Genomic DNA, 12,506 nt, shown 5'->3' on the forward strand with positions numbered 1-12,506 from the left:
AGGCGGACGAGACGGAGGGCGCCGGGTGAGGCGAAAGGTCAGGCCGGGCTCAGCCCTGGCACTGCTCCGCTTCGGTCTCCTTGCAGATGTCGCGGATCAGGTCGTAGTACGCGTCGTCGACCGGCTTCGTGGCGTAGAAGACGCTGCGGAACGCGTCGGTGTCCGCACCGTCGATGCCGGCGGCGATGATGTCGTCGATCGTGATCTCGGAGAGACCGTCGATGAGCTTCTTCGAGACGTCGTCGGGCAGCGTGGACGAGTAGACCAGCGGCGCGCCGGGAACCATCGTCTCGTCGATGACCTTCACCTTGTCCGACTTCTCGACCTCGGAGTCCTCGGCGAAGCCCGCCTCGCACTCGACGCCTTCGCCGACCTTGGTGACGCTCACATCGTGCTTGCCCGCGAAGACCGGCGTGATGTCGGTCTTGGGGTCGATGCCGGCCTTCAGCAGGTTGTAGGACGGGAACAGGTAGCCCGAGGTGGAGGACGGGTCGACGAAGCAGACCTTCTTGCCCTTGAAGTCGTCGATGCTCTTGATGTCGCTGCCCGCGGGGACGATCGCCTGCGAGAAGTAGCCGGGCTCCTGGCCCTCTTCCGTGACGATCGAGGAGATCGGGGTGAGCTTGGCGCCGTTGTTGGTGGCGGTGACGTACGTGAAGCCGGAGAACGACGCGACGTCGACCTTGCCGGCGACGGCGGCTTCGATCAGTGCGGCATAGTCGGTCGACTCGTGGTACTCGACCGTCTTGCCGGTGATCTCGGCGATGTAGTCCATGAGCGGCTGGTAGTTCGTCTCGGTGTCGACGGAGTCGGGCACGACGCCGAAGACGAGGGTGTTCTCATCGACCGCGAAGCCGCTGGCCGAGGACGACTCGTCGGCGCCGGGAGTGCCGGAGGCGTCCGCCGAGCCGGAACAGGCGGCGAGGCCGAGGGCGAGGAGCGCGACGCCGGCGAGGGCGGGGAGAGCGCGAAGCTTCATGAGGACCTTTCAGGGTGTGAGGGGTGATCCACGGAAGACTCTGGCAGGTGATGAGCGCAGATATGTACCTAACTCGGAAGAGTTCAGGCCGTGTTTACCGGGGATTCGCCTGAGTGAACACTCCTGGAACGAGGCAACGCCGTTCGGACTGACCAAGTAATGTACCTATGTGGCTGAAGCTGTGTACACCCAGATCGCCGACGACCTGCGCGCCCAGATCGCCGCGGGTGCCCTGCGCCCCGGGGATGACGTACCCACCGAAGCGGAGCTCGCGGAGAGATGGCACACGTCGCGTGGGCCGATCCGCAACGCCCTGGCCGCGCTCCGCGGCGAAGGCCTGATCGAGACCAGTCGCGGTCGGCCGGCGCGAGTCGTCGCCAGGAAGGCGAGCCAGGCGGTCGACGTGTCGGTGCCGTTCACCCGCTGGGCCCGCGAGCTGGGCGTCACGCCGGGGGCCGAGACGCAGGAGCTGAGCCTGAGACGCGCCGGAGAGCTCGGAGCGGCACTCGGCGTCGACGCCGGGGACACGATCGTGAGCGTGGTCAGGCTGCGTCTGCTCGACGGGCGCCCCACCATGCTGGAGCGGCTCAACTACACCGAGGTCGCGGGCCGGAGGCTGTTCGAGGTGGATCTGGACGAGGTGTCGATCACGGAGTACCTCTCGTCGGTCGGGCACCCCATCGTCACCCTCCAGCACGTGATCGACGCCGTGGCCGCTGACGACCAGGACGCGGAGTTGCTGCGCGTGCCGCGCGGGACGCCCATCCTGCGTCTCACCCGCACCTCGCGTGACGCGGAAGGGCGGATCTTCGAGGCCTCGGAGGACCGGTACCTGAGCGAGGTCGTGCGGTTCACCGTCGCCGCATCGGGGATCTCCACCGATGGCCACTACATGCGCGCAGTGGGCGGGTAGTCGCGCGGTACGGAGCGTCGCGCGGAAGGCCGGGAAGACAGCCGTTAACGCAGAAGGCGATCGCGAGCGCGCAAAGTGTTTCAGAAGCCAGAAAGACCGCGCTCGCGATCGCAGCGCTGGGGACGCTTTATCTGGGGAACCCTCAGAATATGGCGGACTGCAACTCGTTCCACAGTGTCGAACGTCGAGACCTCGCTAGACCTTCGTCTAGGTTCTCGCGGATCTTGGAGAGGGTGCTCACACACTCTAGGGCATCAGACGACCGGAAGTCGGGCCGACACGACCCAGAACCCGTCGACTTCGCCGGCGCTGAACTCGCCACTCGCTCCCATCACGCGCTCCGCCATCCGGCCGAGTCCTGTTCGACTCGACGAGAGTTCACGGCGCGGCGTCGTGGGGAGGGGGCTGCGCAGCGTGAGGTGCGCGACCTCGTCGTCCACGGCGAGGTCGATCAGCACCTCGCCGGGGCCTGCGTATTTGAGGATGTTGGTGGCGGACTCGCGCACGATGCGCGCGAGGACGATCTCGACGGCCCGCGGGATGCGCTCGTCGCTGGGATCGCCCACGCGGGCCACGGAGTGGCCCGCCGCTTCGAACTCGCTCTGCGCCTCGTCGACAGCCGCCGCGAGGTCGCCCGTCTGCACGCTCGACGACTGCGGACCGTCGTCGGCGAGCTCGATCACGAAACGGAGATCGGTCATGGCCTTGCGAGCGGCGACGCGGATCGCCTCTCGAGAGTCGGTGCTCATCTCGGGGTCTTCGAGCATCTGCACGTGCAGCGACACCACCGTGAGGTGGTGCGCGATGCTGTCGTGCAGCTCACCAGCGATCCAACGTCGCTCGGCGAGCACTGCCTGTCGTTCTTGTTCAGCCCGCTCTTCGAGTTCGCGCTCGAGGCGACTGCCACGGGCGAAGGCCAACCGAAGGGCGAACCCGACAGCTCCGGCCACCGTGGCGAAGATGAGGAAGAGACCGACGTTCACACCCGAGTCAGCAACGCCGTTGGCGACGAGAGCCGCAGCGATGAGGAACGTACCGGTGTACGACAGGATCAGGGATGTCCATCCCAGCCTCATGACGAGCCCAGCCGCGACAGCGGCGGCGGTCAGAACCTGGGATTCCGTTCCCACGAGAAATGATGCCGCGAACACAACGCCGAGGGCGCATGTCGCGATGAGCGGGTTCCAGAGATAGAGGGCGAACGCTGCCGTACATGCGACGCTCACCAGAAGGGCTACCGGGTTGACCCCCGGTGTGGTGAAGAAACCTATGACGTCCGTGGCGATGGTGATGGAGACGATGACCAGGACGACGATCCGCTCTATCGCGCTGAGCTTCTCGCCTCGACCCAACCGGAACGAATCAGTAGATCGCCGGGGTGACTGGTCGAAGGCCATGGTTCACTATCTCCTATTCGCCAGGTACGCTAGCGGACGAGACCAAAAAACTTGCCAACCTGCTGCCAGAAAGTCATTACGTTCACCTCCATTATGTAGTCGTTCGTCGATGTCTGTATTCATCTTCTCGGCGACAGGAGCGGCGCACATCTGTCTCAGGTCTAGACCTTTTTGGCCAAAGGTCTACATGACGTCCATCAGGTGCCCGCGCCGTTAGGCTTCCCCCTATGCAGGAAATCCGTGTCGTGATCGTCGATGACGATCCCCTCGTCCGTTCGGCGTTGTCGCACTTCGTTTCGCGCGACCCGGAGATCAGCGTGATCGCGCAGGCAGAGGACGGTCTCGAGGCGATCTCCACTGTCGAGCGCGAACAGCCCGACGTCGTGATGATGGACGTGCAGATGCCTGAGATGGACGGCATCGAGGCGACGGGTGTCATCGCCGAGCGATGGCCGCACGTGCGCGTGCTCGCTGTCACCACGCTCGACGGCAGCGACACGGTGCTCCCCATGCTGAGCGCCGGCGCTTCCGGCTATCTGCTCAAGGACTCCAGCGCGGAGGACATCGTCACCGGTGTGCGCGAGGTGCACAGCGGGGCCAGCTCGCTGTCGCCGCGGATCGCTTCGATGCTGATCAAGCACGTCCGCGATTCGACCCCGGTCGCCGCTGACGCCGCCGCTCTCGAACCGCTCACGGAGCGCGAGGTCGAGGTGCTGAACTGCCTCGCGCAGGGGATGTCGAACGCGGAGATCGCGAAGGCGCTCATCGTCTCCGAGGGCACGGTGAAGGCACACCTCGGGCGCATGATGTCGAAGTGGCACCTGCGCGACCGCGTGCAGATCCTCGTGACGGCCGCACACGCCGGACTCGTCAACTTCCGCTGATCACCCACCGCGTTTCAGCGCTATCACGCAGCTGCGGTCTCGCGCTGCCGCGGAACACGCCAGCGACGCTCGGGATCCCACCATGCCGGGCCGCGGACCTGCGGGGTACCTCCCGCCATCCGGATCTCCCACCCCGATCGGTTCAGCGAACGGTGATGCCACCAGCACAGGGGCACGCCGTTGTCCGTATCGGTCGGTCCTCCCCTGGCGTGCTCGACGACGTGGTGGATCTCGCACCATGACGCCGGCACATGGCACCCGGGGATCAGGCACTCTCCATCGCGAGCGATGATCGCGCGCCGCTGGTGAACCGTGAACACCCGATCAGTGACGGTCGTGCCGACGATCCGGCCGTCGTCGAACAGCACCCGCTGAATGGCGCCCGTGCACGCGGCCTGGGTCGCGACCCCGATCGGCACCGGCGACTGCGAGCCGGCCACGGTCGCCCACCCGGAGCCCGAGACGAGGTCGTCCGCGTCGGCGTGCACCACGAGCGTCGGGGATGCTCCGGCCAGTCGAGGCATGTCTTCGTGACGCGCGGCGATCGCCAGTGCTGCCGCCATGGCGTCGTGCCGCTTCTGCGCGGCGGTGCGCTGTTCGATCACGTTGCGCGGGTCGGAGTTCCACGGATCGGCGTCGGCGACGTCTGCACCGGAATCGGCTCCATCGCCCGATCGCTCGCTCTCCGACCGGAAGGTCACGCCCGGCTCTGGCGGGCCATCGGTCTTCGGATTGTTCTGAGCGTCGATGATGAGCTGCAGCTGCGCGGCCACGTCGGGAAGGAGGTTGCCCCGGAGCGGATGCACCCCGTTGCGCAGGCGCCCGATGGTGAGGAATCTCCGATTCCGCGCCTTCGCGTCCGTCGGCTCGGCACCATCCGGATCGAGCAGCTGCGCGAGCAGCATCGCGTACTGCCGGAGGTCGTCAGGGGTGGCGGGCGGCCCTCCACCTTCGGTGCCCCCGTCCGCCTCGGGGAGTCCGCGTGCCAGGTCGGCCAGCGCAGCATCGGCCGCCACCCGTTCCTCCGCCCCGATCCGATCGCCCGCCTGCAGGACCGGCCCGGACGCCGCGAGCACACCGGCCACCCCGATCACGCCGTCGAGCATCGCCTCGCGGATCGCGGGGAAGCGCGCCGGGAGCCGCTCCCCCGTCGTCAGCGCCACCTCGCGCCGAACCGCCTCGGCCGCCTTCACCACCCGAGACGCTCCGGGTGCATCCACCCGCAGCACCCGCTGCAGGAGCTCGTTCATCGATCGGCATCCGGTCGCCTCGGCGAAGCGGGGCTCGGCGGAGGCGGTCGTCTCCACAACGATGGCCTCCACGCGACGAAGCGCCTCGCCAGCGCCGCGGAGCACATCCAGTCGCGCGGCATCGTCGAGTCCGGCGAGCTGTGCGGCGGACAGCACGGCGTCGAGGTCGGCGACGACCCGATCCAGAGCTTCCGCGAGGGGGTTCATACGTCCATCCCACACCCCACCACCGACATTGCAGGGTCGGAACAGTCCTGTTCAGAGGCACTTTCCTGGCATTCCGGAATACGCTCGACACCACCCGTCGATCCCGCGGTCGAGGGCTCACACGGCGAGGAGGACGATCCCGGTCACCACGACGAGGGATGCCGCGATCCGCCAGCCCCCACGCGACTCCCGCAGCACGAACACCCCGAACAGACTCACCAGCACCACGCTGACCTCACGGAGGGGCGCCACCAGCGCCACCGGGGCGATCTGGATCGCGGTCAGCACCAGGATGTAGGACAGCGGTGACAGGGCGCCGAACGCGAGGATGCGGCGCCACTGCGTGCGCCAGAGCGCCCAGACCGCGTCCCAGCGCCGACGCACCGCGATCGAGTAGAACGGCACCTGCAACAGCGTCGTGCCCACCATGAAGGCGACCGGCGAGAGGTCCCACGTGCGCACCGCGTGCGCATCCCAGATCGTGTAGACGGCGATCGCGACGCCGGTGAGCACGCCGAAGACGATGCCGGGATCCATCCGCCGGGTGCCGGATCCTCTGCCCCGGTCGACGACTCCGATGGCGACGACGCCTGCGATCACGGCCGCCACCCCGATCAGCGCGAGCACCGACGGGCGCTCGCCCAGCAGCAGCACGGCCACGATCACCGAGAGGAAGGGCCCGGTGCCGCGGGCCGTCGCGTACACCGTGGAGAGGTTGCCCTCGCGATAGCCGCGCTGGAGCACCGCCATGTAGCCGACGTGGAGCACCGACGAGACGACGACACCGAGGGCGAACGACCACAGATCGTCGGTGCCGAGACCTCCCGTGAACGGCACCGCGCCGATCCAGACCACGGTGCTGGCGACGGCGCCCCACCACAGGAACGGCGCGCCCGCTCTGCTGATGCCGTGCGCGATGATGTTCCACGCCGCGTGGGCGATGGCCGCACCGAAGACGAGGACGAAGGCGAGAGGAGACAAAACAGACCCTTCCGTCCGGCGCACGGCGCGACGAACAGGGTCCTCCGGGCTTTTGTCCTGTCAGATGACGGCTCTCCTGCGGAGGAGAGCCGTGGCGCCGCTCGGACCAGACGGGCGCGAACCCCGGAACCCTAGGCGCTATCGGGACCACCCTAACCCGCCGGGATGAACGGCCGGGAAACAGCGCGGGCGCGGGCCGCCGTCGTGGAGGACGCACGGAGACCCCGACTACGCTCGAAGGACCGCGCTCTCCAGGAAGGTCACGACATGCCCGTCACCCCCGCCGCTCTCGCCCACGCCGAGGACCTCGCCGATTTCGTCGCCGCCTCCCCGTCGAGCTACCACGCGGCGGCGGAGGTCGCCCGACGGCTCGAGGCTGCGGGCTTCCACCGGCTGCACGAGGAGGACGCCTGGCCGACGACCGGTGGACGCTTCGTCGTCGTACGCGACGGGGCGGCGATCGCCTGGGTCGTCCCCGAGGATGCTGCGGCCACGACGCCCGTGCAGATCTTCGGCGCGCACACCGACTCCCCGGGCTTCAAGCTCAAGCCGCAGCCGACGACCGGCTCGCGGGGCTGGCTGCAGGCCGCCGTCGAGGTGTACGGCGGACCGCTGCTGAACTCCTGGCTCGACCGCGAGCTGCGCCTCGCCGGGCGACTGGCACTGGCCGACGGCCGTGTCGTGCTGGCGGACACCGGAGCTCTGCTGCGTCTGCCGCAGCTGGCCATCCACCTCGACCGCGGTGTGAACAACGGCCTCGCCCTCGACAAGCAGACCGAGACCCAGCCGGTGTGGGGACTCGGCGACCCGACCGAGGCCGACATCCTCGCCGAGCTCGCCTCCTCCGCCGGCGTCTCGGCCTCCGACATCCGCGGCTACGACGTGGTGATCGCCGACTCCGCCCGCGGTGCGGTGTTCGGCAAGGACAACGCGTTCTTCGCGTCGGGACGCCTCGACGACCTCGCCTCGGTGCACGCCGGCGTGGTGGCCCTCGAGGCGCACGCCCCTGCAGCCGGAGCACCCATCGCGGTGCTCGCCGCCTTCGACCACGAGGAACTGGGTTCGGAGTCGCGCTCCGGCGCGGCGGGCCCCTTCCTGGAAGACGTGCTCGAACGCGTGTACGCCGGCCTCGGCGCCGACGGATCCGCACGCCGCCAGGCCTACGCGTCGTCGTGGTGCCTGTCGAGCGATGTCGGACACTCGGTGCACCCGAACTACGCCGCCAAGCACGACCCCGTGGTGCAGCCGGTGCTCGGATCGGGACCGATCCTGAAGATCAACGCCAACCAGCGCTACGCCACGGATGCGGTCGGCACGGCATCGTGGCGTTCCTGGTGCGAGCGCGCCGGGGTCACGACGCAGGAGTTCGTATCCAACAACAGCGTGCCGTGCGGTTCGACCATCGGCCCGATCACAGCGACCCGGCTCGGCATCCGTACGGTCGACGTGGGCATCCCCATCCTGTCCATGCACTCCGCGCGAGAGCTCGCAGGGGTCTCGGACCTGCACGATCTGACCCGCACAGCGCAGTCCTTCTTCGCCGGCTAGGCCCCCGCCGGCCGCACACCGCGGCGGGGCCGCCACCGAAACCGCCTGCGACCGCCTCGGCAGTGCCAGGATGTGAGCATGACGGACATCAAGCCGGCCCTCATCGAGCGTGCGGGCATCGAGATCATCCCCGAATCCGAGCGGACAGCGAAGCCGCGAGACCTGTTCTGGCCGTGGTTCGCCGCGAACGTGTCGGTGTTCGGCATGTCGTACGGGTCGTTCGTCCTCGGCTTCGGCATCTCGTTCTGGCAGGCGACGATCGTCTCGGTCATCGGCATCGTCGTGTCGTTCCTGCTCTGCGGGCTCATCGCCATCGCCGGCAAGCGCGGCTCCGCGCCGACGATGGTGCTCTCGCGGGCGGCCTTCGGCGTGCAGGGTCAGAAGGTGCCGGGCATCGTCTCGTGGCTCACCTCGATCGGCTGGGAGACGTTCCTCGCGATCATGGCCGTGCTCGCCACCGCCACCGTGATCACCCAGCTCGGAGGTGATGGAGACAGCATCGCGCTCAAGATCGTCGCCACCGTGATCGTCGCAGCGCTGATCGTCACGGCGTCCGTGCTCGGCTATCACACGATCATGAAGCTGCAGTCGGTGCTCACGTGGATCACCGGTGTCGTGACCGTGCTCTACATCGTGCTCGCCGCTCCGCAGGTGGACCTCGCGGTCGTGCTGGCCCGACCCGACGGCGGCGTCGGCCAGGTGATCGGCGCGCTCGTCATGGTGATGACCGGGTTCGGTCTCGGCTGGATCAACATCGCCGCCGACTGGTCGCGCTATCAGAAGCGCACCGCATCGGACGGGGCGATCGTCGCCTGGAACACGATCGGCGGATCGGTGGCACCGGTGATCCTCGTGGTGTTCGGCCTGCTCCTGGGCGGCTCCGACGAAGACCTCATGAACGCGATCGCCGCCGACCCCATCGGCGCGCTCGCCTCGATCCTGCCCGTATGGGTGCTCGTACCGTTCCTGCTCACCGCGGTACTCGCCCTCGTCTCGGGCGCGGTGCTGGGCATCTACTCCTCCGGGCTCACGCTGCTCAGCCTCGGCATCCGGATCCCCCGCCCGTCCGCCGCAGCGATCGACGGGGTCATCCTCACGGTCGGCACGATCTTCGTGGTGTTCTTCGCGACCGACTTCCTCGGACCGTTCCAGAGCTTCCTGATCACGCTCGGCGTGCCCCTCGCCTCGTGGGCCGGCATCCTCATCGCCGACATCCTGCGCCGCCGGAAGGACTACGACGAAGAGGCACTGTTCGACCAGCGCGGACGCTACGGCGCGTGGGACTGGACCTCGATCGGCACGATGGTCGTCACCAGCGTGATCGGCTGGGGCCTGGTCGTGAACAACTTCGCCGAGGACGCAGCCTGGAACAACTGGCAGGGCTACCTGCTGTTCCTCATCGGCGGCCGCGACGGCGAGTGGGCCTATGCGAACCTCGGAGTGTTCTTCGCGCTGGTGCTCTCGTTCCTCGTGACGTACTTCGCGAGGGCGGCGAAGATCCGGCAGCAGGAGGCCGCGTGAATGCGTCCGCGACCACCGACACCTGGCTCGTGGTGATCGATCCGCAGACCATCTTCGCCGCGCCGGATTCCGCCTGGGGGTCGCCGTTCTTCCCCGAGGTGATGCCGCGCATCCGCGCCCTGGCCGATGCGTTCGGCGATCGCGTGATCGTGACCCGCTGGATGCCGACCGCCGACCGGACGACGTCCTGGGGTGCGTACTTCGACGCCTGGCCCTTCGCGGACCAACCGCCGAGCGATCCCCTGTTCGCCCTCGTCCCCGACGCCGAGGCGCTCTCGCCGCACCCGAGCATCGACCTGCCGACGTTCGGCAAGTGGGGTCCGGAGCTCGAGCGGATCATCGGACGCGGCGGGCACGTCGTGCTCGCGGGCGTCTCGACCGACTGCTGCGTGATCTCGACCGCGCTGGCCGCCGCCGACGCGGGCGCACACGTGACGATAGCGGCCGACGCCTGTGCCGGTTCGACCGCGGAGAATCACGCCGCCGCCCTGCGGGTGATGAGTCTCTACCCGCCGCAGATCACGATGAGTGACACCGCGACGGTGCTCGCGGCTCACTGACCCGCGCTGACCTGACCGCGGCGCCTCAGGCGGAAGCGCGGACCGCTGCGGCGATGTCGGAGGGGGAACCGTGCCAGGGCGCTCCGTGCCCCGGCAGCACCCACGCCGCCGACACGTCGGCGAGACGGTCGAGCGAGGCCAGTGCCTCCGCGGGCTCGTCGGTGAACGGTGCGGGTTGGGCGCCGGTGCGACCGGTGAGCACGTGACGGGTCGTCAGAGCATCGCCGACGAACACCGCGTCGACGGCGGGGACGTGCACCGCGATGCTCCCCGGCGAATGGCCGGGCATCCCGAGCACGACCGGCGCGCCCGGCAGGTCGATCACATCGCCGTCTGTCACCTCGGTCACGACCGACACGTGTGGCGTGCGCAGCGCGTTCTTGCGGAGTCCGTACGTGAGGAACCCGAGCGTCGGTCCGATCTTGGCCGGCCCCATGGGGGTCTTGGGCTTCTCGCCGGTGCGCACCCGATGGCTGTCGGCCTCGTGGATGAACACCGGTGCCCCGACCTCCTTCCGCAGCCGTTCGGCGAAGCCGATGTGGTCGCCGTCGCCGTGCGTCAACACGAGACCGCGGATATCGGACAGAGGGCGCCCGATCGTCGAGAGCTCGCGCTGCAGATCGTGCCAGTGCCCGGGGAGACCGGCGTCGATCAGGGTGATCCCCTCCGGCAGGTCGATGAGGTAGGAGGCGACGATGTCGTTGCCCAGTCGGTGCAGGTGCGGTGCGAGCTTCATGGCTGATCCTCTCGGGATGATTGCGATGGCTACGATACGTAGCTATCATGGCTAATGTCAATAGCCATGGCTGTCCACAGCCGTCACAGGAGGATCGATGCCGACGCCCGAACGCACATCCACCGAGGAGATCGTCGCCGCCGGGCGGGAGATCCTCGAGGTCGCCGGTCCCTCCGGGCTCACGATGCAGGCCGTCGCAGAACGGGTGGGGGTCCGCGCCCCCTCGCTGTACAAGCGCGTGCGAGACCGTGACGCACTGCATTCCGCCGTCGCCGCAGCCTCGATCGACGCGCTCACCGCACGTCTCGAAGCCGCGGGCGACGACATCGGTGCGCTCGCGCACGCCTATCGCGACTTCGCGCACCGGCATCCGGAGGGCTTCCGCCTCATGTTCACGATCGCGGCCCCGCACGATGCCCTCGAACGGTCAGCCGCGCCCCTGATCCGCACCGCCTCCGCCCTGGTCGGGCAGGAAGACGCCCTCGACGCCGCGCGCTTCTTCACGGCGTGGGCCACGGGTTTCCTGCAGATGGAGCTGTCCGGGGCGTTCCGCCTCGGCGGCGACGTCGATCGTGCCTTCGAGTACGGCCTGCACCGTCTGCTGGCCGGAATCACCGCCTGACCTGCCCACGCTGCAGGTCGAGTCCGCCTCGCCTACCTCATGGTGTCGAGGATGCCGACGAGGTCTTCGAACGTGGTGAGCGGATTCAGGATCGCGAAGCGCGTGTTCGGACGACCGGCGTGGGAGCTGGGCACAACGAAGGCACGCTGCGAGTCGAGCAGAGCGGCCGACCAGCGGTCATAGTCGGCGCGCTCCCATCCCTCGCGCTCGAACACCACGATCGACAGCTGCGGGTCGCGCACCAGCTTCAGTTCGGGGCGTCGGGCGATCTCGTCGGCGATCCGCCGGGTCAGAGCGAGACCGGCGCTCACGGCCTCGCGGTATGCCGTCACGCCGTACGTCGCGACCGAGAACCACATCGGCAGACCGCGCGGTCGACGAGTGAGCTGGATCGAATAGTCCGAGGGACTGAACTCGTCGACGTCGGTCAGGATGTCGAGGTACTCGGCGTGCTGCGTGTGCGCCCGACGTCCGCTGTCGGGGTCGCGGTAGATCAGGGCACAGCAGTCGAACGGAGCGAACAGCCACTTGTGCGGGTCGACGATGACCGAGTCGGCGCGCTCCACACCGGCGAACAGGTGCCGAGCCTCCGGGGCCAGCATGGCCGTGAGGCCGTAGGCGCCGTCGATGTGCAGCCAGAAGTCGAACTCGTCCTTGAGTGCGGCGATGCCGGCGATGTCGTCGACGATGCCGAAGTTCGTCGATCCCCCGGTCGCGACCACCGCGCAGATCTCGTCCCCGTGCTCGGCCAGCGCCTCGCGGACGCCCTCGGCACGCAGCACGCCGTCCTCTCCCGCCGGCACCAGCAGCACGTCGGCATCCATCACGCGCGCGGCCGACTTGTTCGAGGAGTGCGCCTCGACGCTGCAGAGGATCTTCCACCGGCTCGGCAGTTCCCTCCCCGCCGC

12 protein-coding genes are annotated in these 12,506 nt (G+C 68.5%); 6 read left to right on the forward strand and 6 right to left on the reverse strand.

The window, feature by feature from the left end; translation table 11 throughout:
- Nucleotides 1-49 precede the first annotated feature (49 nt).
- Nucleotides 50-979 (reverse strand): phosphate/phosphite/phosphonate ABC transporter substrate-binding protein, encoded by a 930-nt coding sequence (locus AX744_RS05565; protein ID WP_061015717.1) that lies wholly within the window; start codon nt 977-979, stop codon nt 50-52.
- A gap of 169 nt (nt 980-1,148) precedes the next feature.
- On the opposite strand from AX744_RS05565, the gene AX744_RS05570 reads away from it, so the two are divergent.
- Entirely contained in the window at nt 1,149-1,892 is a 744-nt protein-coding gene (locus AX744_RS05570) for a GntR family transcriptional regulator (RefSeq protein ID WP_231728745.1), read from the forward strand.
- Nucleotides 1,893-2,146: 254 nt separating this feature from the next.
- On the opposite strand, the gene AX744_RS05575 is transcribed toward AX744_RS05570, so the two are convergent.
- Nucleotides 2,147-3,289, reverse strand: a complete 1,143-nt coding sequence (locus AX744_RS05575) for a sensor histidine kinase (protein WP_061015719.1) — start codon at nt 3,287-3,289, stop codon at nt 2,147-2,149.
- Nucleotides 3,290-3,516: 227 nt separating this feature from the next.
- Here AX744_RS05575 and AX744_RS05580 point away from each other — a divergent pair, with 227 nt between their 5' ends.
- A complete protein-coding gene (locus AX744_RS05580; RefSeq protein ID WP_230977804.1) occupies nt 3,517-4,173 on the forward strand; it encodes a response regulator in 657 nt (218 codons plus the stop codon).
- A gap of 23 nt (nt 4,174-4,196) precedes the next feature.
- Here AX744_RS05580 and AX744_RS05585 read toward each other — a convergent pair whose 3' ends face one another.
- The gene (locus AX744_RS05585; RefSeq protein WP_061015723.1) at nt 4,197-5,630 is read right to left on the reverse strand and encodes an HNH endonuclease signature motif containing protein; all 1,434 of its coding nucleotides are present in this window, start codon (nt 5,628-5,630) and stop codon (nt 4,197-4,199) included.
- Between the two features lie 117 nt (nt 5,631-5,747).
- Nucleotides 5,748-6,611, reverse strand: coding sequence for an EamA family transporter (locus tag AX744_RS05590; protein ID WP_061015725.1), 864 nt, complete (start codon nt 6,609-6,611; stop codon nt 5,748-5,750).
- 267 nt (nt 6,612-6,878) lie between these two features.
- On the opposite strand from AX744_RS05590, the gene AX744_RS05595 reads away from it, so the two are divergent.
- The 3 genes from AX744_RS05595 (at nt 6,879) to AX744_RS05605 (ending at nt 10,240) form a co-directional block, all read left to right on the forward strand.
- Nucleotides 6,879-8,159 (forward strand): M18 family aminopeptidase, encoded by a 1,281-nt coding sequence (locus AX744_RS05595; RefSeq protein WP_058632355.1) that lies wholly within the window; start codon nt 6,879-6,881, stop codon nt 8,157-8,159.
- A gap of 78 nt (nt 8,160-8,237) precedes the next feature.
- Entirely contained in the window at nt 8,238-9,680 is a 1,443-nt protein-coding gene (locus tag AX744_RS05600; RefSeq protein WP_061015727.1) for a purine-cytosine permease family protein, read from the forward strand.
- Nucleotides 9,677-10,240 carry a cysteine hydrolase family protein gene (locus tag AX744_RS05605; protein ID WP_061015729.1) on the forward strand — a complete coding sequence of 188 codons (564 nt, stop codon included), beginning with the start codon at nt 9,677-9,679 and terminating at the stop codon, nt 10,238-10,240. Before AX744_RS05600 ends, AX744_RS05605 begins: the two co-directional genes overlap by 4 nt.
- A 25-nt stretch (nt 10,241-10,265) precedes the next feature.
- Here the strand turns inward: AX744_RS05605 and AX744_RS05610 are convergent, their stop codons facing one another.
- A complete protein-coding gene (locus AX744_RS05610) occupies nt 10,266-10,976 on the reverse strand; it encodes an MBL fold metallo-hydrolase (protein WP_046747725.1) in 711 nt (236 codons plus the stop codon).
- 97 nt (nt 10,977-11,073) lie between these two features.
- On the opposite strand from AX744_RS05610, the gene AX744_RS05615 reads away from it, so the two are divergent.
- Nucleotides 11,074-11,598, forward strand: a complete 525-nt coding sequence (locus AX744_RS05615) for a TetR/AcrR family transcriptional regulator (protein WP_058632351.1) — start codon at nt 11,074-11,076, stop codon at nt 11,596-11,598.
- 32 nt (nt 11,599-11,630) lie between these two features.
- On the opposite strand, the gene AX744_RS05620 is transcribed toward AX744_RS05615, so the two are convergent.
- On the reverse strand, nt 11,631-12,506 hold an 876-nt coding region (locus tag AX744_RS05620; RefSeq protein ID WP_231728746.1), incomplete at its 5' end, for a pyridoxal phosphate-dependent decarboxylase family protein.

Source organism: Microbacterium sp. CCH5-D1, assembly GCF_001557335.1.
GTDB classification, from domain to species: Bacteria; Actinomycetota; Actinomycetes; order Actinomycetales; family Microbacteriaceae; genus Microbacterium; species Microbacterium oxydans.

Coding starts and splice junctions, on each gene's coding strand:
- AX744_RS05595 (WP_058632355.1), top strand. CDS start 6,879: ATGCCCGTCACCCCCGCCGCTCTCGCCCACGCCGAGGACCTCGCCGAT.
- AX744_RS05615 (WP_058632351.1), top strand. CDS start 11,074: ATGCCGACGCCCGAACGCACATCCACCGAGGAGATCGTCGCCGCCGGG.
- AX744_RS05610 (WP_046747725.1), bottom strand. CDS start 10,976: ATGAAGCTCGCACCGCACCTGCACCGACTGGGCAACGACATCGTCGCC.
- AX744_RS05580 (WP_230977804.1), top strand. CDS start 3,517: ATGCAGGAAATCCGTGTCGTGATCGTCGATGACGATCCCCTCGTCCGT.
- AX744_RS05575 (WP_061015719.1), bottom strand. CDS start 3,289: ATGGCCTTCGACCAGTCACCCCGGCGATCTACTGATTCGTTCCGGTTG.
- AX744_RS05585 (WP_061015723.1), bottom strand. CDS start 5,630: ATGAACCCCCTCGCGGAAGCTCTGGATCGGGTCGTCGCCGACCTCGAC.
- AX744_RS05600 (WP_061015727.1), top strand. CDS start 8,238: ATGACGGACATCAAGCCGGCCCTCATCGAGCGTGCGGGCATCGAGATC.
- AX744_RS05565 (WP_061015717.1), bottom strand. CDS start 979: ATGAAGCTTCGCGCTCTCCCCGCCCTCGCCGGCGTCGCGCTCCTCGCC.